This window comes from Clostridium sp. AM43-3BH (assembly GCF_003479985.1).
GTDB lineage: Bacteria > Bacillota > Clostridia > Lachnospirales > Lachnospiraceae > Otoolea > Otoolea fessa.
Genome location: NZ_QUIH01000002.1, coordinates 103,282 through 124,489 on the forward strand (window position 1 = coordinate 103,282; position 21,208 = coordinate 124,489).

General features: G+C 49.2%; 16 protein-coding genes and 2 tRNA genes. 4 read left to right on the top strand and 14 right to left on the bottom strand.

From position 1 onward, the window contains the following. Positions 1 to 2: 2 nt before the first annotated feature. From DW931_RS03860 to hrcA, 9 genes are all read right to left on the bottom strand, one after another. Entirely contained in the window at positions 3 to 1,808 is a 1,806-nt protein-coding gene (locus DW931_RS03860; RefSeq protein ID WP_118467202.1) for a zinc ribbon domain-containing protein, read from the bottom strand. Positions 1,809 to 1,873: 65 nt separating this feature from the next. Then, entirely contained in the window at positions 1,874 to 2,545 is a 672-nt protein-coding gene (locus DW931_RS03865) for an ABC transporter ATP-binding protein (protein ID WP_118467200.1), read from the bottom strand. 165 nt (positions 2,546 to 2,710) lie between these two features. Then, positions 2,711 to 4,810 carry a polyribonucleotide nucleotidyltransferase gene (locus DW931_RS03870; protein ID WP_107001095.1) on the bottom strand — a complete coding sequence of 700 codons (2,100 nt, stop codon included), beginning with the start codon at positions 4,808 to 4,810 and terminating at the stop codon, positions 2,711 to 2,713. Positions 4,811 to 5,026: 216 nt separating this feature from the next. Beyond that, positions 5,027 to 5,293, bottom strand: a complete 267-nt coding sequence (gene rpsO / locus DW931_RS03875) for a 30S ribosomal protein S15 (protein ID WP_022358577.1) — start codon at positions 5,291 to 5,293, stop codon at positions 5,027 to 5,029. 347 nt (positions 5,294 to 5,640) lie between these two features. After that, positions 5,641 to 7,749 (bottom strand): L,D-transpeptidase family protein, encoded by a 2,109-nt coding sequence (locus DW931_RS03880; protein ID WP_118467198.1) that lies wholly within the window; start codon positions 7,747 to 7,749, stop codon positions 5,641 to 5,643. Between the two features lie 459 nt (positions 7,750 to 8,208). After that, positions 8,209 to 9,363: a molecular chaperone DnaJ gene (gene dnaJ / locus DW931_RS03885; protein WP_118467196.1), complete on the bottom strand. Its 1,155-nt coding sequence runs from the start codon at positions 9,361 to 9,363 to the stop codon at positions 8,209 to 8,211. A 385-nt stretch (positions 9,364 to 9,748) separates the two neighbouring features. Continuing rightward, a complete protein-coding gene (gene dnaK / locus DW931_RS03890; RefSeq protein WP_022359496.1) occupies positions 9,749 to 11,617 on the bottom strand; it encodes a molecular chaperone DnaK in 1,869 nt (622 codons plus the stop codon). 144 nt (positions 11,618 to 11,761) lie between these two features. Further along, on the bottom strand, positions 11,762 to 12,373 hold the full coding sequence (gene grpE, locus DW931_RS03895) for a nucleotide exchange factor GrpE (protein ID WP_118467194.1): 612 nt from the start codon (positions 12,371 to 12,373) through the stop codon (positions 11,762 to 11,764). A 31-nt stretch (positions 12,374 to 12,404) separates the two neighbouring features. Further along, positions 12,405 to 13,448: a heat-inducible transcriptional repressor HrcA gene (hrcA, locus tag DW931_RS03900; RefSeq protein WP_107001098.1), complete on the bottom strand. Its 1,044-nt coding sequence runs from the start codon at positions 13,446 to 13,448 to the stop codon at positions 12,405 to 12,407. 452 nt (positions 13,449 to 13,900) lie between these two features. Here hrcA and DW931_RS03905 point away from each other — a divergent pair, with 452 nt between their 5' ends. Then, positions 13,901 to 14,602 (top strand): 3D domain-containing protein, encoded by a 702-nt coding sequence (locus DW931_RS03905; protein WP_118467192.1) that lies wholly within the window; start codon positions 13,901 to 13,903, stop codon positions 14,600 to 14,602. Positions 14,603 to 14,827: 225 nt separating this feature from the next. Here the strand turns inward: DW931_RS03905 and DW931_RS15855 are convergent, their stop codons facing one another. After that, positions 14,828 to 14,971, bottom strand: coding sequence for a hypothetical protein (locus DW931_RS15855; RefSeq protein WP_022358601.1), 144 nt, complete (start codon positions 14,969 to 14,971; stop codon positions 14,828 to 14,830). A gap of 318 nt (positions 14,972 to 15,289) precedes the next feature. Between DW931_RS15855 and DW931_RS03910 the strand changes: the two genes are divergently transcribed. The 3 genes from DW931_RS03910 (at position 15,290) to DW931_RS03920 (ending at position 16,323) form a co-directional block, all read left to right on the top strand. Next, positions 15,290 to 15,363, top strand: a tRNA-Pro gene (locus tag DW931_RS03910). An 18-nt stretch (positions 15,364 to 15,381) separates the two neighbouring features. After that, positions 15,382 to 15,453 (top strand) — tRNA-Glu (locus DW931_RS03915). 240 nt (positions 15,454 to 15,693) lie between these two features. After that, positions 15,694 to 16,323 (top strand): DUF4397 domain-containing protein, encoded by a 630-nt coding sequence (locus DW931_RS03920; protein WP_107001100.1) that lies wholly within the window; start codon positions 15,694 to 15,696, stop codon positions 16,321 to 16,323. 185 nt (positions 16,324 to 16,508) lie between these two features. Here DW931_RS03920 and DW931_RS03925 read toward each other — a convergent pair whose 3' ends face one another. From DW931_RS03925 to DW931_RS03940, 4 genes are all read right to left on the bottom strand, one after another. Then, the gene (locus DW931_RS03925; RefSeq protein WP_107001101.1) at positions 16,509 to 16,919 is read right to left on the bottom strand and encodes a metal-dependent transcriptional regulator; all 411 of its coding nucleotides are present in this window, start codon (positions 16,917 to 16,919) and stop codon (positions 16,509 to 16,511) included. Between the two features lie 241 nt (positions 16,920 to 17,160). After that, positions 17,161 to 17,448, bottom strand: a complete 288-nt coding sequence (locus DW931_RS03930; RefSeq protein ID WP_022358490.1) for a DUF2325 domain-containing protein — start codon at positions 17,446 to 17,448, stop codon at positions 17,161 to 17,163. Positions 17,449 to 17,659: 211 nt separating this feature from the next. Further along, positions 17,660 to 18,646 carry a glycyl-radical enzyme activating protein gene (locus tag DW931_RS03935; protein WP_118467190.1) on the bottom strand — a complete coding sequence of 329 codons (987 nt, stop codon included), beginning with the start codon at positions 18,644 to 18,646 and terminating at the stop codon, positions 17,660 to 17,662. 117 nt (positions 18,647 to 18,763) lie between these two features. Further along, complete coding sequence (locus tag DW931_RS03940) at positions 18,764 to 21,151, bottom strand: formate C-acetyltransferase/glycerol dehydratase family glycyl radical enzyme (protein ID WP_118626907.1); 2,388 nt, start codon at positions 21,149 to 21,151, stop codon at positions 18,764 to 18,766. Positions 21,152 to 21,208: the final 57 nt, after the last annotated feature.

Consider the following 21,208-nt stretch of genomic DNA (forward strand, 5'->3'; position numbering starts at 1 on the left):
GCCTATGACATGACTTTCAGGAGAATTGCGAACAGGTTGCCTGTTATCTCCGTTGTGACCTGGTTATAATCCTCCTCGGAGGAAGCCAGCACATCAAATGGAACGCCGTCCGGCTGCGCGATCTCATCCTCCAGCGGGTTGACATAATAGGAACCGGCAAATTCAACATAAGAACTGCTTCCATTTAACAATGTCGTTTCCAGACGCAGGGAATCCATATCGATATGGACGCTCTCGCCCTTCGAAAGCTCGCTGACCGCGCCATTCGCCGTGAGCGACGCCTGAGACGCACCATTACTCTGCAGATCCAGCTTTACCTCATAGCTGCCGTCCGCGATCTGATAGTCGCCATCCAGGATAAACTGGTATTTCTCTTCGTCGCCTTGCAGGGTCGCAATTACCTGACCACTCCAGCTCTTTCCAGCCTCGTAAGCGCCTGTTTTATCCAGGGAAACCGTGATAATCTGACCGTCCGAATCCTCAATATTTAACGCCCCATTCACATTCGACAGCATGTTGTAACCGCCGCCAAAGGAAACATCGCCGTAAAAACGGACATTTTCTTCCTCAACCGTTGCATCCGTCTCATAGGAAAATCCAGCCATTTTGCCGTCTTTTCTCACATAGACATCCATCGTCACATCCCCGATGGTATTTTCCATTTCCTCTACCAGATTGTCCAGCACCGCTTCCGCCTGGGCCCAGAGTTCCTTCTGCTGTTCCTCCGGATCCACGCTCTCTCCGTCCCCGTCCGCTGCATAGATGCCGCTTGCGCCGCCTGCCAGTTCCAGATAGCGCACCACATCCTGCTTGAGCGTCTCATCGTTCAGGAAAAATTCTCTCGTCGTCTTTGCAAAGCTGATCAGCGCATCCTTCGGCAGAGTCACATGGTAACCGCGGCAGTTCTCGCTCTGTCCGTCGATCGTAAACTCTTTTTTGTCATTCTTAGTGACGGTCATAGCCGCTTTGAGGTCATCAATCGCCTTGCTTCCCTCTTTGTAGCGGTTCCAGAGTGCTTTCAGATCCAGCATCGGCTCCTCGTCCGAAAGCGCTTCCTTGTACTGTCCCAGATAATTTGCCAGCCCCTCAATATCAATCCCCTGCTCTTCGAGCTTCTGCGCCGCATACGGAGAATTAATGAGCTGTCCTTCCAGATCATTGGCATAGTCAAGGGTAAACATACGGCTGGAAAGTACCGGAATCGCCGCCATGATCTGTGTATCATCCATGTAAAGCTGTGCGTCCGCCAATTCTCCTCCGCCATACTGCAAGGAAAGATTTAGCAGCTGCCGTCCGCTGTCCACATCGCGCTTCACATCCAGACCGATGCCCGCACCGCTCATCTGGTTCAGGGATTCATCGGAAATACCTGTCATACTTAACTCCATCCCCGTCTGCGCGGATCCCTTCTGTAAAAGGTCTTCCAGCTCTTTCGTCCCAAAGATCTCCTCAGACGGATTTAACTGCCCTTCCGCCGTGATGCTCTTGAACGCATCGATCACTGTGTCCTTCGGATCTGCCTGATGGCTGAGCATCACACCGCCGCCGATCACGGCCACCGCTGCGGCTGCTCCGGCTGGAATGAGCCATTTCTTCCTGCTGGAACCATTTCCGCCCGTTCTGCCACCTGCAGCATTTCCACCGATTTCAGCGCCAGCTGTTCCGCCTGCACCGGTTCCATCCGCTGTGTTAGATGCGGCCGTAAGCGCCTGCGCCGCTGCCTCTGCCGGGTTTAGTGGGGTTGAATTGTTTGACATGTTTGTATTGTTTGCATTGTTTGTGTTGTTTGTGTTGTTTCCCTCTTTCACCTTGTACCTCCTCCTGTTTTCTCACTCTTAAAACGTTACTGTTCACGCATACGTGCCCAGTAACCTTAAAACCTCTGTATCAGCTCCCGCGCCGAAAGCCCTGCCTCCGTCGGAACCAGCACACCGTCCTTTAATACATAAAGGGTTGTACACGCCCCTATCTCTCCCATCTCATGGGATGTTAAAAGAACTGTCCCCCCTGCTTTCACATAGCTCCTGATATAAGTCAGGATCTGCTCCTTGGCCTCCAGGTCAAGCGCTGCCCCCGGTTCATCGAGAATCAGGATATCCGCGCGTCCGGAGAGTGCCGCCGCGATGCTCAGCCTCTTTTTCTCTCCGCCTGAAAGCCGTCCCGCCTGCGTTTTCAAGAATCGGTCCACGCCCAGCACATGACCGACGCCGCATTCCAGATCCCGCTCCATCTCCCGCCGTTTCCCCCGGAACCAGAGACGGTAATTATCAAATGCCGTCAGCTCCGGGATCAATGGATTTTCCTGAGGCACATAGGCGATTTTTTCTTCTAATAGACGATGTCTTCCAAGCGCCTCCTGCCCGTCAATCCGAATACTCCCCCGATCCGGCTTGCGGATCCCCGCGAGGATCGAGAGCAGCGTCGTCTTGCCGCATCCATTTCCGCCGACAATCCCGATGCATTCCCCTGGATTTGCCCGAAAAGAGACATTTTTTAGGATCGTCCTTCCGCGGTACCGTTTTTCTATCCCTGTTACCTCTAACATATTTTTCCTCTTTGTAAAGTAAAAAGGAACACCGCAAAGCAGAAGCGAACCGCTTCTCTGCCTTGCAGCATTCCTTACTTTATCTGGTCTGCGCCGCAGTGATGCAGGCACATTGATTTTATGATGGATGATTGCAGCACATCGTGTGCATTTGCAATCTATTTATTATTTATTTTCAGCCAGATCGCCTGGTTTCATGCTCAGGTTGATACGCCCCATCTTATCGACCTCGATTACCTTTACAGTAACTTCATCGCCGATGTTGACAACATCCTCTACCTTCGCTACGCGCTTGTCCGAAAGCTTGGAAATATGAACCATACCATCCTTGTTCGGAGCCAGCTCTACGAATGCACCAAAATTCATGATACGGACAACGGTACCTGTCAGAATCTGACCCGGCTCGATGTCGGTCACGATGCCCTTGATGATGGAAACTGCCTTGTCGATCATTGCCTGATCGGTGCCGCATACAGATACGCTGCCATCGTCCTCGATATCGATCTTAACGCCGGTCTGCTCGATGATCTTGTTGATTACCTTGCCCTGTTTGCCGACTACATCGCCGATCTTCTGCGGATCGATGGAGATCTGAACGATCTTCGGAGCATACTGGCTGACGGTCTTTCTCGGCTCGGAGATAACCGGAGCCATAACTTCATCCAGAATGTAGAGTCTTGCCTCTCTCGTCTTAGCGATTGCCTCCTCGATGATCGGGCGGGTCAGACCGTGGATCTTGATATCCATCTGGATGGAAGTAATACCCTTGTGAGTGCCGCCTACCTTGAAGTCCATATCGCCGAAGAAGTCTTCCAGACCCTGGATATCGGTCAGAACGATGTAATCATCATCGGTGTCGCCTGTTACCAGACCGCAGGAAATACCAGCTACCGGAGCTTTGATCGGTACACCTGCTGCCATCAGGGACAGAGTGGATGCACAGATACTTGCCTGGGAGGTAGAACCATTGGATTCCATCGTCTCAGATACGGTACGGATTGCATACGGGAACTCTTCCGCAGTCGGAAGTACCGGCACAAGCGCACGCTCCGCCAACGCACCATGACCGATCTCACGGCGTCCCGGTCCTCTGGACGGTTTGGTTTCGCCTACGGAGTAGGACGGGAAGTTGTAATGGTGCATATATCTCTTGGATGTCTCGTTCTCATCCAGTCCGTCGATCTTCTGTGCCTCGGACAGCGGAGCCAGTGTACAGATATTTAAAATCTGTGTCTGTCCACGGGTGAACATACCGGAACCGTGTACACGCGGCAGAATGTCGATCTCTGCTGCCAGCGGACGGATCTCGGTAATACCGCGGCCATCCGGACGCTTGTGATCTTTGAGGATCATCTTGCGGACAGTCTTCTTCTGGTACTGATATACAGCCTCACCCAGAACAGCCAGCCACTCCTCGTTATCAGCGAATGCCTCTTCCAGGCGCTCAGTGATTGCGCGGATATTCTCTTCTCTCTTCTGTTTCTCGTCTGTAAATACAGCCTCTTCCATCTCTTCCTGCGGAACCAGCTCACGAATCGCTGCAAACAGCTCTTCCGGAACTGCACAGCTCTCGTAGGAATGTTTCGGCTTGCCGCACTCTGCTACGATGGTGTCGATGAATTTGATGATCTCCTGGTTTACTTCGTGTGCCTTGAAGATCGCATCGATCATGATGTTCTCCGGAACTTCCTTTGCGCCAGCCTCGATCATGATAACCTTCTCGCGGGTGGAAGCAACGGTCAGAGCCATATCAGATACTTTCTTCTGTGCGTTAGTCGGGTTTACGATAAACTCGCCGTCGATCATGCCGATCTGGGTGGTCGCACACGGACCATCAAACGGGATATCGGAAATGCAGGTTGCGATTGCAGAACCTAACATCGCGGTATACTCCGGGCTGCAGTCCTGGTCAACGGATAATACGAGGTTATTTAAGGTAACATCGTTGCGGTAATCCTTCGGGAACAGCGGACGCATCGGACGGTCGATAACACGTGCCGTCAGAACTGCGTTCTCAGATGCCTTTCCCTCTCTCTTGTTAAATCCGCCCGGAATCTTTCCGACCGAATACATCTTCTCCTCAAACTCAACGCTTAACGGGAAGAAATCAATACCGTCACGCGGCTTGTCAGAAGCTGTCGCGGTTGATAATACGGTTGTATCTCCATAATGCATAAATGCAGCACCATTTGCCTGAGCTGCTACACGGCCAACATCCACTGTTAAAGTTCTGCCAGCCAGTTCCATCGAAAAACTCTTGTACATCTCATATCTCCTTTCATCTTGTTTTGCAGAAGAACCTTCACATTCTCATACGCCGCTTTCGGTTCCAAAAGTGCCTTTCTGTGAAAAGTAATACCGAAACTACTGCTCTGCCCGCAAATATGTTTTTCTGCTTTACGGGTACAGCAGCGGTCTCGGACTTTTCTTCTACATAAACAACTAGGGTGGATTGCTCCACCCTATACGTTTTAATCTTAATTACTTTCTGATGCCTAACTTCTCGATCAGTGCACGGTATCCTTCCAGATCGGATTTCTTTAAGTAATCCAGAAGACCACGTCTCTGTCCTACCATCTTCAGAAGTCCGCGGCGGGAATGATGATCCTTCTGATTGGATTTTAAATGCTCTGTAAGCTCAGCGATTCTAGCGGTCAGAATTGCGATCTGAACCTCCGGTGAACCTGTATCGCCTGCTTTTCTTCCGTACTGTTCGATAATAGCTGCTTTCTTTTCCTTTGAAATCATTGTGATTTCCTCCTTAAAATAATTATTCTTACCGTATGCTAAGTTTATGTCGGAGTCGTCAAAAAACTGAGCACCGGCGGACTCATACCTAGTTAGTATAACACAATATGTTTTCGGTGTAAATCATTTTATGCAGGTTTTTTCTCGATTTTTATTCCCAATTCAAAGAAACGGGCACTGGAACTCTGTGCCAAAGGCTTTTCCCTTATCCAGTTGTACGCATCTTGAACACATCTGTCCGAATGTGGCGGACCGTGGTCCGTCACAGGCGAACAGATGTTGTGAAAGCAAGCGAACAACGATAAGGGAAGAAGCCGGAGGTGCAGAGTTCCAGTGCCCGTTTCTTCCTATGCTCCTGGTCCCACTGCAATATTTCCACCATTATCCCCCGAAGGACCTCCCGGTCCTGCCTGGGTCGGTGCCGCAGTCTCCGGCGCTTTCGTCTCCGCCTGCGTCGGCGCTGTGGTCGGTGCCGGACCCGGTGCCTGTGTTTCTGCCGGTGCTGGCGCCTGCGTCTCTGGCGGAGCTGCTGTTTCTGCTGGCGCCTGCGTCTCTGCCGGCTTCGTCTCCGCCGGTTTTGCCGTACCGCTCGTCGTACTCTTCTCCGTACCAGGCAGATTGTAGCAGATCACCGGAGTTCCTGCCGAAATATTGTCAAAGATCGTCTTTGCAACACTCGGCGGCAGGTTGATACAGCCGTGGGAACCGCCCGTCTTGTAAATCGTACCGCCAAAACTGCTTCTCCACTTCGCATCATGCATACCGATACCATTATTGAACGGCATCCAGTAATTAACCGGCGTCCGGTAATTTTCACCCTTCAGGACCGCATTTTTCTGCTTATATGCCAGCGGATACGAGCCTGCCGGGGTTCCCCAGCCTTTCGCCAGGTTTCCAGATACGAAATCCGACTCTACCACCAGCTTTCCTTCTTTATAGAAGAAAAGGTGCTGTCCGGTCAGGTTGATCTCCACGTAAGTATCGCCGTAGTCATTTGCCCCATGGCTCGCCGCCTTCTGGGAATACTCCGGCTCACGCGTCGTACTCTCGCCGGAGGCAATTATCGCTGCCAGCGCTTCCGTCTCTGCCGCCTGGTTGATCTTCCAGCCATACGTTCCGCCGCTTACCTGAATCGTGGAACCATACGATGTTTTCAATGTTTTCGCTTTGTTTGAAGTATTGTGTGCTTTCGCCATCTCAGACACGTACTCCGACACCTTGGAGGAATCTACCGAAACACTTCCGTCTGCATTGGCAATCAGCCACGCATGAATCTGATCTCCATTTAAGGTCTCCGTCGAATCGCCAAACTGGTATGTCACGCTCATTTTCGCGTATTTATTCATCTTATCCAGCTGTTCTGCCAGAGATGCATCGTCTTTCAATACCGTCGGCTTCTTATAGACATCTGCTTCCTCCAGCGATAAATGATCCTGCAGATTCTCGATCGCACCCGTTACCGCCTGTGTCAGCTTCTCCGCCTCGACTGCCGTTCCTTCCTGTTCGGGCTCAATCGAATATCCCTGTCCGGACACATACTCAGAAATCTTTGCATTGACCGGTTCTACCGCTTTCTCCGGGTCTAAACACGATAAATTCCGGATCTGACTTTCCAGCGCCGCATCGTCATACGCCACCATCGTTCCGATCGTATATTCTTCCTGTTTCATATGCCACAGCCATGCGAACGGGTTCTGCGCCGCTACCATCTTTTCCAGGCTGCCGTCAAACTCCGCATGCAGCTTGATATCGGTTCCGGCGATGGTTTCTGTCTGATTATTTCTCTCATCGATCGTCAGTGTATAACCATTCACACCTTCCGCAATCAGTTCCTGCACCTCTGCCGCTGTCTTTCCGGACGCGTCAACACCGTTGATCTGCGTATTCGGAAAGAACCGGGTCTTATATTTCTGGGACATTCCCACATAGACGCCTCCGGCTGCCACGAGCAGAATGCCCGCCGTACAGGCAGCGATCCACGCCGCCTTTTTACCGTTTTTTCTATGCTCAGCTTTCAGAGCTGCCTTTTCCGGGGTGGCTTCCGTCCAGGATGCCGTCTTTCCGGAATCCTGTCCCCGCTGCGGCGCCGCATGGGCTGCCTCCCGCCCTGTACCCGCGCTCTGATTTCCACGGGCGCGGCTGCGCTTTCGACTGGCTGTCTCCTCCGGCTCTTTCTCCGGCAGGCGTTCCGGCTCTTCCCACCGGTTCTGATCCTGACGCTCTGGCTGGTGTATGTTTTCCATGTCCAGCTCTGCTTCCCTTAGGATCCGTTCTTCCATATCCCGGTCGAAATAATCATCATCCAAATAGCCCTCATCCGGCTCATCCAGATAATCTTCATCTTCCAGCATAATCTCCCGGCTGTTCATCGCCGTATTTCGTCTCACCGGCTCCCGCCCATCTTCGCGGCTGCCGGAACGTGAATTTTTATTCAAATTCCCGTTTCTATCTGTCATCTTCCTATTCTCCCTTTAAAAATCCAATACGGGTTCCTATTCCCGGAAGGACCTGCCATTCAAGTAATGATTTTATCATTTGGCATATTTTTCTGACAAAAATCCATGCTATCTGTGTTGCTGGTCCTCCATCGTCCTATTGTATATAAGTTTTAAACGGAAGTCAACTTACAAAACTCTGTCATTTTCTGGTATATTCTGTTACGTTTCTGTTCACGGGTAGGCACTTTTGGAACCGAAAGTGCCGTAAGAAAACGTGGTGGCAGCAGGAATTTGCCGTATTTAAATGCGAAGCCACGGCAAATTCCGTTACTGGTCACGTATGCGTGAACAGTAACTATATTCTGTTACAGAACGCGTAATGGGACGTAATTTTCTATGAAACAGAAACAAAGAGCTGCCGCGCCGCATTTTTATGTCAGCCCGACAGCTCTTTTCTATTTTTGTCCTGTCCGTATTCTATTTCTCCAGCTTTCCGAACAGTCCTTTCTTCTTATGTTTCTCGCCCTCCGGTGCAATTCCGTTCATGGCATCGTCAAACTTGCGAAGCGCTTCCTTCTGTGCCTCGGTCATGCGCTCCGGAACCTGTACCACCAGCGTCACGAAATGGTCGCCGCGCACGTTGCGGTTACGCAGGGACGGAACACCTTTTCCTTTCAGACGGACTCTCGTATCTGTCTGGGTTCCCGGTTTGACCTCATACTCTACCTCGCCGTCCACCGTCTTGATGCGGATCGGACCGCCGAGTGCTGCTTTCACGAAGGAAATCGGCACAGTTGAGTAGATTGTTGTATCCTGACGCTTGAAGACCGGGTGCTGGGATACCACTACTTCTACCAGTAGATCTCCGCGCGGACCGCCGTTGGTACCCGGTTCGCCATTGCCGCGGTCACGCAGCATCTGACCGTTGTCAATACCTGCCGGGATCGTCACTTTGATCTTCTTTCTCTTCGCTACATAGCCGGTTCCGTAGCAATCCGGGCATTTATCCTTGATGATCTTTCCGGTTCCGTTGCAATCCGGACAGGTCTGTACATTCTGAATCTGACCAAAGAACGACTGCTGCGTGTACATGATCTTGCCTTTACCGTTACATTTCGGACAGGTCTGCGGCTGGGTTCCCGGTTTTGCACCCGTTCCATGGCATTTCTCACAGGTTTCCTTTAAGTTTAACTCCAGCTCTTTTTCACAGCCGAAGATCGCTTCTTCAAAAGTAATCCGCACACTGGTACGCACATCCGCGCCGCGCATCGGTCCGTTGCTTCTGCCGCCGCGGCTGCGTCCGCCGCCAAAAATATCTCCGAAGATATCTCCGAAAATGTCTCCCATATCGCCGCCGTTGAAATCAAAACCACCGAATCCGCCAGCGCCGCCTGCACCGCCGTCAAAAGCCGCATGGCCGAACTGATCATACTGACGTCTCTTCTCCGGATCACTCAGTACGCTGTAGGCCTCCGATGCCTCCTTAAATTTATCGGCTGCCGCCTGATCGCCCGGATTTGCATCCGGATGATACTTTTTGGCCAGGGTTCTGTATGCTTTTTTGAGTGTCGCATCGTCCGCATCTTTCGGGACGCCTAAGACCTCATAGTAATCTCTCTTACTCTCTGCCATTTCAGCTCTTCCTTCCCAAAATCCGCCGGTACATTTGACCGCATCCGGCAGAGTTTCTATCGTATCTATTTATCTTCCCACAACGTAACTGTTCAGTACCTTCACAGTCACGCGCAAAAATCCATTAAAAATTGCCTACGGCAATGGGATTTTTGCCTGCTGACCCATGTTTTCGTACGGTCAGCGCAGTAAATGCGCAGACCTACTGAACAGTTACCCCACAACCTACAAATGGGGGTCTGCCGCAGATTCCTGCGACAGCCCCTCACTGCGTTTTTCTATTGATACCCCGATGCCCCGGATTGCTCCGCACTGCGTGCTCCCGCAATCCTCAAAAGCATTCGTAATCCGCTCATTTTTCTTTGAAAAATGGCTGCTTATTATATTATACCTCTTTAAAGTCGCCGTCAACTACATTATCGTCGTGCGGTGCACTTCCTGCATCAGCTGCACCCTGAGCACCGCCCTGTGCTCCTGCTGCGCCAGCTGCCTGTGCCTGCTCGTAAACCTTGCTGAAGAGTGCCTGTGCGCTGTTCATCAGTTTTTCCTTGCCAGCCTTGATTTCATCAATCTGTGCATCGGTCATCTGGTCGATCGGAGCTTTGTTGATAGCCTCTTTCAGTGCATTTAAGTCAGCTTCTACGGCTGCTTTATCGTTTGCATCGATCTTATCGCCTACATCCTGCAGAGCTTTCTCGGTCTGGAATACCATGGAGTCAGCTTCATTTCTTGCATCGATGCCCTCTTTTCTCTTCTTATCCTGTGCCTCGTACTCAGCTGCCTCTTTGACTGCCTTATCGATATCGGAATCGGACATATTGGAACCAGAGGTAATCGTGATGTGCTGCTCTTTACCTGTACCAAGGTCTTTTGCAGATACATTTACGATACCGTTTGCATCAATATCGAAGGTAACCTCAATCTGCGGAACACCTCTTCTTGCCGGAAGAATGCCATCCAGACGGAAGGTTCCCAGTGTCTTGTTGTCCTTTGCGAACTGTCTCTCGCCCTGTACAACGTGGATATCAACAGCGGTCTGGTTATCGGCTGCGGTAGAGAAGATCTGGCTCTTCTTGGTCGGGATTGTGGTATTTCTCTCAATCAGTCTGGTTGCTACACCACCCATAGTCTCGATGGACAGGGACAGCGGAGTTACATCCAGAAGAAGGATATCACCGGCACCGGCATCGCCAGCCAGCTTACCACCCTGGATAGCTGCACCGATTGCTACGCACTCATCCGGGTTTAAGGATTTGCTCGGCTCTTTACCAGTCAGACGTTTTACTTCTTCCTGTGCTGCCAGCATACGTGTGGAACCACCTACCAGAAGTACTTTGCTTAACTCAGAAGCAGTGATACCAGCATCTTTCAGTGCGTTCTGTACCGGAATTGCGGTTCTCTCGATTAAGTCTCTGGTCAGCTCATCAAATTTAGCTCTGGTCAGGTTCATATCCAGATGCTTCGGTCCCTCGCTGGTTGCAGTGATGAACGGAAGGTTGATATTGGTTGTAGTTGCGGAAGAAAGCTCTTTTTTCGCTTTCTCAGCTGCTTCTTTCAGTCTCTGAAGCGCCATCTTATCAGCGGAAAGGTCTACACCCTCTGCTTTCTTGAACTCGTCGATCATCCACTGGGTAATACGGTTATCGAAATCATCGCCGCCCAGATGTGTATCGCCGTTGGTTGCCAGAACCTCGATAACGCCGTCACCGATCTCGATGATGGAAACATCGAATGTACCGCCACCTAAGTCATATACCATGATCTTCTGCTCTTTCTCATTATCAAGGCCATACGCAAGCGCTGCTGCCGTCGGCTCGTTGATAATTCTCTTTACATCCAGACCAGCGATCTTACCTGCATCCTTGGTTGCCTGACGCTGTGCGTCGTTGAAGTAAGCCGGAACAGTAATAACTGCCTCGTTTACCTTCTCGCCCAAGTAGCTCTCTGCATCTGCTTTCAGCTTCTGAAGAATCATCGCGGAAATCTCCTGCGGCGTATATTTCTTGTCATCAATGGTTACTTTGTAGTCGCTGCCCATGTGTCTCTTGATAGAAGAAATGGTCTTCTCAGCGTTGGTAACTGCCTGACGCTTTGCCGGCTCGCCGACCAGTCTCTCGCCTGTCTTTGTAAATGCCACAACGGACGGTGTGGTACGGATACCTTCTGTATTTGCGATAACAACCGGTTTACCACCTTCCATAACGGCTACACAACTGTTTGTTGTACCTAAGTCAATACCGATAATCTTGCTCATAGTTATTTCCTCCTGAAATTATCTTTTTCTGGCAGTTCTCTTTCTCCTCATGGGAGCTAAATTCTGCCGCCTGTCTGTCTATATTATATCAAATCAACCACCAGCACCGAATTCTGGGTGCCAGCTGTCTACGTGTTACCTATTTTAATTTGCCACTTTTACCATGCTGTGGCGAACCACGCTGTCGCGGTATACATAGCCTTTCTGGAACTCCTCGGCTACCACATTCTCACCCAGGTTTTCATCCTCAATATGCATCACTGCATTGTGGAAGTTCGGATCAAATGGCTGACCAACCGCTTCGATTGGCTTTACACCTGCATCACCCAGTGTTTTTACGAGCTGCTTGTAAACCTTATCCATGCCCTCGGCGAAAGCACTTTTTTCTTCGCCCTCCGGGATGGTCGCCAGACCACGCTCGAAATTGTCCACCACCGGGAGAATCTTCTCGATGATGTCCTTTGCGCCAATCTCATACATCGCTGATTTTTCTTTCTCCGTTCGTTTCCGGAAATTGTCAAATTCAGCCATCGTGCGCTTCAGGCGATCCGTCAGCTCCTCGATCTGCTCATCTTTCTTATCCTTCTTCTTGGAGAAAAATCCTTTTTTCTCTTTTTCTATCTCCGGCGCTTGTGCGTCTTCCGAAGAAGCTTCCTTTTCCTTCACTGCCTCAGCTTCTGCCTGGGTTTCTGTTTCTTTTACCTGCTCCTCATTTGCCGCCTCGGCTGCTTTGGAATCTATCTCTGTCTTTGCCATGTCTCTCACCTCTTTATTTTGCACATCCGTGCTACTCGGTATCTTTATGATTGAATGTCTGATCGAGCTGGCTCTTTAATGAGCGCAGGGTCGATACAACTTTGTCATAATCCATTCGTTTCGGTCCAACGATTCCTATCGTTCCCCGAAGTCCGTCCCCCAATTCATAATTGGCAGTAACGATACTGCAGTCCTTCATCGACTGCACCTGTGTCTCACTTCCGATGTAGACCTGAATCTCATTTTTCTTATCGCTGTCCGCATCGTCCTCGGTAAGAATCTCTCTCCAGAGGTCTTTCTGCTCCAGTGTCCCGATGAGCTGGCTGGCTTTCGCGCCATCGCTCAGTTCTGGATATTTGAAAATGTTCGTCGTACCTTCGGTGTAAATCTGTAAATCTTCCTCGCCGGAACGAATCGCCTCGGCCACCTCGCTTAGTACCACATCCACGATGTGGCTGCGCTCGCCTGCCTGCCCTTTCATCCGGGTAATGACATCCAGATTAATCTGCTCCATCGTCAATCCGTTGAGACCGCTATTTAAAAGAATATTCAGATTCAGGATGTCCTCATCGGTCAGCTCCGCATCGAGTGCCACAATCGAGTTCTTGATAATGTTGCCTTCTAAAACAGTGACAATCAGGAGTTTCCCGGCTTCCACTCTGGAAAGCTGTATAAACTTGATCTTCGTCTGGTGATACTGCGGTCCGCTGATCAGCGTCGCATAATTCGTATTGCTTGCCAAAAGCTTTGCCATCTGCTTTAACAGAAGCTCCACCCGATCCACTCTCTGGATGACCATATCACGCACTTGCGTGACCTCCGTCTCTTTCTCATGAATCAACTGATCCACATAGAAACGATATCCTTTATCTGAAGGAATCCGGCCTGCCGATGTGTGCGGCTGAATGATATATCCCAGTTCTTCCAGATCCGACATCTCATTTCGAATCGTCGCCGAACTGAGTTTCAAATCGGAATACTTGGAGATCGTTCTGGAACCAACCGGCTCTCCGGTCTCCAGATAGTTCTGGATAATCGCTTTCAAAATCTTTTCTTTTCTCTCATCCAGTTCCATCCAATCTCTCCTTCCGTGCATCCGCTTCCGCCGGTCTCTTAAACCCGCTCTGGAAGTTTTCTGTTAGCACTCAATCTATCAGAGTGCTAATATCTACAGTTCATACTATATTACTTACGCAAGTATTTGTCAATGATTTTTTTCGGTTTTTAAAAAAAATTTTTTCTTCTTTTTTCGAATAAAATTTTTCATTCTGCATACCCTGTTTTTAGGCACGCTGATTTTCACACTTTCTATAGGTAGAAACTCACTCACCCGCTTTCCTGTTTGCGCTCGAACAAGTTTTCGACTTGTCGAACCTCCGACCGCTCCCAAAGCCCTATTTCCGGCTCTCCGGCTTGACATTTAACATTTTTGTAATATAATAGTAACAAATTATAACATTTGTAAACGCATTGCAATATTTGTGAGATACACAATCGTTGCGGTGAGACAAATGAATCTAAATTGAAATGAGAGGTTTTTATTTGATGAATATGATGAACACCATGCGGCGCGGACTTGCCACAACGGCAATGAGCCTGGTCTGTCTCATGGCAGGCACCATGAATACACTGGCAGCCACAGATGCCGGAACCGAGCTTGTCTCCCAAATAGATGCGGCAGCCGGTGAAGAAACAAACGGCACTTCCACCGAAGCAGCCCAGACACCATCTGGTCCGGCTTCCGATCCGGAGCTGATTAGAAAGCAGACAAACGCTGCTGCGGAAGAAGCGGCTGACACGAACGCTTCCGAGGCAGAAGTCGCTGCATTTTCAAATGAGTCTGCACAGGTGGAGGCAGAGAACGCTGACGAAGCTGCAATGACTGAAAATACTGACACAAATGCTGCTGCCGAGGCACAGGAAGCAGAGGCACCTGCTGAAATCTACGCCGGACGTTTTACGACAACTGCTTACTGCAGCTGCCGCAGATGCTGCCGTGGCGGAAAGAACCGCACTAAATCCGGCACCATTCCGCAGGCAGGACATACCATTTCCGCTGACTTGCGCGTATTCCCGCTCGGAACCAAACTCCGCATCAACGGCGTTGTCTATACCGTCGAAGACAGCGGCAGCGGCATCCGCGGAAACAAACTGGACATCTTCTTCAACTCCCACAGTCAGGCACTACAGTATGGAAAGAGAAGCGCCGATGTCTATATTGTCCGATAATTACATTGATTTTAAGCAAAAAAGGGTCTTGCAGATAGAAAATCTTTCATCTGCAAGGCCCTTTTTTTATAATTCTTATTTGTAACTGTTCAGTACCTTCACAGTCACGCGCAAAAATCCATTAAAAATTGCCTACGGCAATGGGATTTTTGCCTGCTAGCCCATGTTTTCGTACGGTCAGCGCAGTAAATGCACAGACCTACTGAACAGTTACCCTTATTTTACTTAATCCGTCAGCGCCTTATGATATTTCGTTTTCCGGTAAATTTTCCAAATAATGATACCCGGAATGCTCACGGTACATACGACGGTACTCACGCCTCCGATCACTCCATATATTCCAAATAAGATGGCTGCGATGATGTTCATACTTAATTCCTCCTGACTCATTCATTTTTCAATGCAAGCTCACTATGCTTTGTTCCCCATTTTATTCTTTTTATCCAAAATGAAAAGAGTTTCGGCGCATCCTTAGCAAGACTTTAATCATCCTTTCGCTTTCTTACGTTATTCATAATAATTTCGAAATATAAGTTAAAAGCGTGAAAATATTGATTTTAAAGGGTTTTTTCAATTTTTTAAAACTTTTTCAATTTTTTTCAAAAAAAACGCTTGCATTTTTTGGGAAGGCGTGATAGTATATAGGAGTCGCTGATGAGCACCGCTTCAAAAGCGAGAAAATCATATCGAGGCGTGGCTCAGTTTGGTAGAGCGCTGCGTTCGGGACGCAGAGGTCGCGTGTTCGAATCACGTCGCCTCGATTGAATAAAATTGAATATGGCCTGTTGGTCAAGCGGTCAAGACGACGCCCTCTCACGGCGTAAACCCGGGTTCGATTCCCGGACAGGTCACTGAAAAGAGATTCGAGATTCGAGTCTCTTTTTTATTTTCTTCATTCTTGATCTTTCACCAAATCATGTAAACTATAACTGAATTTTGCCGATGCTCCGCATTCCAGATCGGCAAAATACACTTTTCTACAGTATCGAACAGGATTTTCAGTCCAGAAAATTCCTGCCTGCAAATAGTAACTCTCCTTTTTTCTTCTTCATATACTGCAATATAGCCAATATGAAAAGAGGTATCTTTTTATGGAAACATACAACTACGATGCAGCAGCAGTGCCTGAGGGGGATGCTGACACGACTCCGGCGGCGGCACCGGAGACGGATGCGGCAGCAGCTGGAACCAGTGATACGGCACAGTCTGGATTTAGTTCTCAGCCTCCTGTTATCTTAACATATCCGGACAGCTCATCCAATGATCTTCAGGTATCTCCGGGCTTCGGACCATACGGGGATGTGATGCCCACCCTGCCGTCCAATAATCATGGCAGCCCGAACACCGGTGGCTGCATAAACTGCGGCGGTTCCAACTGGAAGCCATCTCCAAATGGCGCGCTCTGGACCTGGGGCATTCTCTCGCCGTTCTTTTCCACCTCATCGGAGATCGCGCACCTGCGTTTTTACAATGCCGCCTCCATCCGCGAACCGATCGATATATACCTGAACGGACGTCTGGTCGTATCCGATCTGGATTACATGAATTATACGCGCTACATGCACATCATCCCCGGCATCTACCAGCTGACCGTCTACCGCCGGACCAATCCGGGCTTCGCCATCGTCAACACGAATATCCGGCTTCGCAGCGGTTACAGCTACACGCTGGCGGTTCTGGGTACTTTTAATGATTTTTCGGTACAGATGCTCAACGCCTGATCGCTTTTATTTGAGAAAAGCTTCTTCACGCGAGTGCAAATCCCGCGAAGCGTTTTTTGTTTCATAGGACGTAATTTCCTATGAAAAAAGAGACCGCCACGTTCACGCGTGCGGTCTCTCTTCCGTGTCCTCTGCAATTATAAATTTATGATGAGAATATAACTGTCCGAATCTTAAACAGCCATCTATTTTTCCGGCTCATCTGTCCGGTTTGCTTTCTCGAGCTTTGCCAGATGCGCGGCTGCAAATTCTTTGATTGCCTCAAAACTCTGCGGGCTGATCACATGTTCAATGCGGCAGGCATCTTCCACTGCCACCTCTCTTGGCACATCCAACGCTACTAAAAGCTTTGTCAGTAATGTATGACGCTCATAAATCATCTCCGCGATCTTCCGTCCCGACGGCTCCAGAGTGATATATCCCTCATGATCCATCGAAATATAACCGTTTTCACGAAGATTCTTCATCGCAACGCTGACGCTTGGTTTTGAATACCCCAGCTCATTGACTACATCGATCGAACGGATCATCGGCTTGCGATAGCTTAACATAAGAATCGTTTCCAGATAATCCTCTGCTGACTGCTGTATTTTCAAAGTGATTCCCTCCAAACTTCTAACACATAACCGGCCTGGCTTCGTGCCTTCCCGTCTCCCGCAGAATAGTCTTCCCAAGCTGCCGACCAGTTACCATAATACTATATACTAGAATACCATATTTGGAAGAATATTTCAAACCATATCGAAATCAATCTATCGTTTCCAGAAACCGACGGAGTTACTGTTCACGCATACGTGCCCAGTAACGGAACTTGCCGTGGCTTCGCCTTTAAATACGTCAGCAAGCTGCACAGTGTTCCTGCAAAATTTCTTCCAACGCGGTTTTGCTGCTGGTGTGGCAGCGGACAACTTCTGTCCGGCTTCCCTTTGCACCATCAACCGCCGTCCGAATCATTTTATGGGAAACGGTGCTTGTAAAGAGTACAAGCAGATCCGGCGCTCCGATCTGTTTGCCGAAATCCGCCGTCATCTGTGTAAATACCTTTGCCTTACAGTTAAATGATTTGCAGATTTTCACGTACTGGCTGACCATGCGGTCATGACCACCTACAATTACAACACTCATATTTTATCCTCCGAAAGTTAGTTCTGTCTAACTGCTGATGAAGTTAGTATACACTAACTTATCTTGTTTGTCCAGAGGAAAATTGAAATTCATAGAAAATTCATAGAAATAAACGTACCGTGCAAGACTATTTTTCACCAACCAACCTTATCTTACACGGTACGCATTTTCCCATTATCCATTTTTATCCAATACTAATTTTTATCGTATTTTACGCTTTTAACACCTCCTCTGTTACTCCCGTTTTTCCTATTCCAGCTTTATACACCTCCAATCCTGATATCGCTATATCAAACATCCAATCCATTTCGCACAGAAATCCCATTTTCTGATACACATCCCAACGGCTCATCGACGCATGTTCTTCTAATTGATAGTTTCTTCCCAGCTGCCGGTATGCATGAAGCCCCAGTCTATGATATGGCAGAAATTCCAATTCCTGACAATTTTTAAGTTCCTGGCATAACTGCGCCGTTTTCCGAATATTTTCCACATCATCATTGACTCCTTCTACCAGCGGCACACGGACATGAATCGAATGCGGCGCGCAGATCGCATCGGCTTTGCGGATATTTTCCAGAATACAGGCATTGTCCTGCCCCGTCCATTTCTTATGCTTTTCCGGATCCATGGTTTTCACATCCACATAAAACATCTGCAGATGCGGCACGATCCGTTTCACATTTTCAAACGAAGTAAACATATCTAACTCTGCCGCCGCATTGATACAGGCATCATCACAGGCCTCCAGCAGTGCTTCCGCAAAATCCGTCTGACAGAACAGATCACCTCCTGAAAGTGTCACGCCACCACCAGAATAGAAGAAAAACATCTCATCCTTCTGGATCTCGCGCATTACCTCTTTTACGGTCATCTCCTTGCCATAGATCTGCTGTGCCCGGTAATTGCAGGCATCCACACACTGAAAGCACTGTTTACAGCGGCTGTAATCCCTCACGATCTCTCCCGTTTTTTCGCTCCGGCGAAGTGCCTGTTCCGAACAGACCTGGATGCAGGCGCCGCATCCGGTGCAGCGCTCTTTCATATAGTAGACTTCCCGCTGCCCCGACTGTGACTCCGGTGTCGAACACCAGGCACAGCGCAGGGGACAGCCCTTAAAAAATACAACCGTCCGCATTCCCTTCCCATCGGAGAGGGATAACCGCTCAATCCGAAGAATATTTGCTTTTAATTCCATACGCTGTTCCTCCTGTCAAGTACACCTTGCCTGCTGCCCGCCACCGCGCATGATGCACATCCCCGGTAGCTGATTTGCCGTATTTTTTATGAAACACGGCAGATTTCACTCTTTTTCCTAGCAGATATTGGAATGTGAAGTTCTGGAAATGATATCGTCCTGTACTTCTTTTCCAAGCTCTGTAAAATATGCTGTATAACCAGCTACACGTACCAGCAGTCCGTTGTAATCCTCCGGATGCTTCTGTGCTTCTTTTAAGGTCTCCGTATCAATGACATTGAACTGTGTGTGGAATACGCCCAGGGAGCAGAGACTCCGCAGGTAGTTCATCAGTTCTTTTGTCGAGTTCGGGCTGTCGCGAAATACCGTATCCATCTTTACATTCAGCAGGGTTCCCTGATTGAAACGGCCATGCGGAATGTGGGAAATGGATTTCAATACAGCGCCCATGCCCTCGGTATCGGTTCCCTGGTTCGGAGATACGCCGTCTGCTAACGGTTTCCAAGCCAGACGTCCGGACGGAAGTGCACCGACCTCCAGACCAAACGGAGTATTTCCAGATACCGGAAGAATACCTGGCGTCATCTTGCCGAATTTGCTGTGGAACGACTCGATATAGTCCGCGATAAAACAGAACATATCACCGGTCAGCTCGTTTACTTCGTCGTCATCATTGCCGTACTTCGGAGCTTCATCACACATCTTCTTGACATCCTCATAACCCACAAAGTTTGCATCCAGTGCATCCAGAAGACGCTGCATCGTTACTTTTTTCTCATCAAATACAAGTTTCTTTACTGCAATCAGGCTGTTGATCAGGTCTGCTACGCCGATCGCATCAATACCATTTCCAAGGTTATATTTCGCACCGCCCCATGCGTAATCTTTCGCATTCTCTACGCACTCATAGAAGGAAAGGGAAAGTGCCGGAACGACCCTCTGGAAGCCAATGTCATCGCATACATGGCTGGAAGCCACGGTTCCGCGAAGTTCATAGCGGATCTGCTCTTTGACTGCCTCTTCAAACTCTTCGTAGGTATTAAAGGCAGTCGGATCGCCGGTCGTCTCAGATGCCTGAATGCCATATTTACGGCTCTTGCCGTTTAACAGGGCAAATTCAACCGCAGAACCTAAGTTAAAGTCTGCATATGCGGTGTAGCATCTCTGTTTTCCTTCCAGGTTCGTCTCTACACAGCCGCATGGATTCCAGTTATATGCTTCTTTTAACGGGATTCCCTTGTTCAGGAGCATCTCGATACCAACTTCATCGTTGTGGAATGCCGGGAAACCGGTTCCAAGCTTGATAACCTCTGCAATCTTCTTTAAGAAGCTGCTCGGATTCTTCGCCATATTGTAGCGGACAGACAGGGACGGCTGATATAACTGTACTTCTGCGGTTGCCTGCAAAATCAGGTACGACACGTCATTGACTGCGTCCATGCCGCGCTCATCCACACCGCCACAGCATACGTTCTGGAACATTGGGTAACCGGCGGAAAACTGTGCGGTTACCTGATCCTGGAACAGGCACTGCTCAGAGAATTTAACCCATAAGCAGTCCAAAAGTTCCTGCGCCTCTTCCTCTGTCAAACGGCCAGCCTCGATATCTGCCTTATAAAATGGGTAAAGATACTGATCCATACGTCCCGGGTTGTAGCTTGCTGCATTCTGCTCCATGAAAATACAGGTCTGGTAAATATACATCGACTGAATCGCCTCGCGGAAGTTACGCGCCGGTTTTTCCGGAACCTGATCGCAGGTCCCTGCAATCTGTAACAGTTCTTTTCTGCGCTTCTCATCCGGCTCTGCCTCTGCCAGCTTTCTCGCCTCTGCCGCATAGCGGTGTCCCAATGCGGAGATACCGTCAGCTGCCAGCTCCATCGCTTTCAGGTATTCAATCTTCTCATAGTCACCCGGACGGGTAATATCAAGTGTATCAAGCACTTTATGGATATGCACCTTGATTCCCTCCATGCCTTCTTTAATGACTCTGGAATAACCCGCAGTCGTCTCGCCCCAGCCACGAACCGATTTACGGTTGATGTAAAGAGCGCCGCAGTCACGTAAGGTTGCCGCAAAATCCGGGCATTGTACCAGCCACTGCTCATATGTGGAACGTCCCTTCCAGTACGGGCGGATGATCTCCTCAAATGCCTTCCGATCCTCTGGGCGCAGATAGAATGGGTCATATGGACGGGTACTGATGGTATCCAGCTCCTCATCCAGAACCGACCAGCAGGTATCGACACTTAAAATACCGCCGCGCTGCTTGCTTCCGGCATTGCCGACAATCAGCTCATCCCCCCAGATTTTTACAGTTTTCTCCAGGCACTGTTTCTTAAATGCATATGCTTTCCGGATGCACAGCGGCTGCCCCTCTGATTCCTGGAAACCCTTTGTCAGGATAATTGCATTTTCCAGATCCATCTCTGGCTTGGTCTTTAATACTCTCTGTTTTAATCGATCAATCCGATCCATGTATGGTTTTCTTTCGATTGCTGCCATCTGATTTCCTCCTATTTTTTACTCACATTCCCATTCTGTGGGATTTATTTTTTAGCA

What these genes read in the sequence shown, in the direction of transcription:
- DW931_RS03865 (WP_118467200.1), bottom strand. Translation starts at nt 2,545, where the DNA reads ATGTTAGAGGTAACAGGGATAGAAAAACGGTACCGCGGAAGGACGATC.
- DW931_RS03870 (WP_107001095.1), bottom strand. Translation starts at nt 4,810, where the DNA reads ATGTACAAGAGTTTTTCGATGGAACTGGCTGGCAGAACTTTAACAGTG.
- rpsO (WP_022358577.1), bottom strand. Translation starts at nt 5,293, where the DNA reads ATGATTTCAAAGGAAAAGAAAGCAGCTATTATCGAACAGTACGGAAGA.
- DW931_RS03880 (WP_118467198.1), bottom strand. Translation starts at nt 7,749, where the DNA reads ATGACAGATAGAAACGGGAATTTGAATAAAAATTCACGTTCCGGCAGC.
- dnaJ (WP_118467196.1), bottom strand. Translation starts at nt 9,363, where the DNA reads ATGGCAGAGAGTAAGAGAGATTACTATGAGGTCTTAGGCGTCCCGAAA.
- dnaK (WP_022359496.1), bottom strand. Translation starts at nt 11,617, where the DNA reads ATGAGCAAGATTATCGGTATTGACTTAGGTACAACAAACAGTTGTGTA.
- grpE (WP_118467194.1), bottom strand. Translation starts at nt 12,373, where the DNA reads ATGGCAAAGACAGAGATAGATTCCAAAGCAGCCGAGGCGGCAAATGAG.
- hrcA (WP_107001098.1), bottom strand. Translation starts at nt 13,448, where the DNA reads ATGGAACTGGATGAGAGAAAAGAAAAGATTTTGAAAGCGATTATCCAG.
- DW931_RS03905 (WP_118467192.1), top strand. Translation starts at nt 13,901, where the DNA reads ATGAGAGGTTTTTATTTGATGAATATGATGAACACCATGCGGCGCGGA.
- DW931_RS15855 (WP_022358601.1), bottom strand. Translation starts at nt 14,971, where the DNA reads ATGAACATCATCGCAGCCATCTTATTTGGAATATATGGAGTGATCGGA.
- DW931_RS03920 (WP_107001100.1), top strand. Translation starts at nt 15,694, where the DNA reads ATGGAAACATACAACTACGATGCAGCAGCAGTGCCTGAGGGGGATGCT.
- DW931_RS03930 (WP_022358490.1), bottom strand. Translation starts at nt 17,448, where the DNA reads ATGAGTGTTGTAATTGTAGGTGGTCATGACCGCATGGTCAGCCAGTAC.
- DW931_RS03935 (WP_118467190.1), bottom strand. Translation starts at nt 18,646, where the DNA reads ATGGAATTAAAAGCAAATATTCTTCGGATTGAGCGGTTATCCCTCTCC.
- DW931_RS03940 (WP_118626907.1), bottom strand. Translation starts at nt 21,151, where the DNA reads ATGGCAGCAATCGAAAGAAAACCATACATGGATCGGATTGATCGATTA.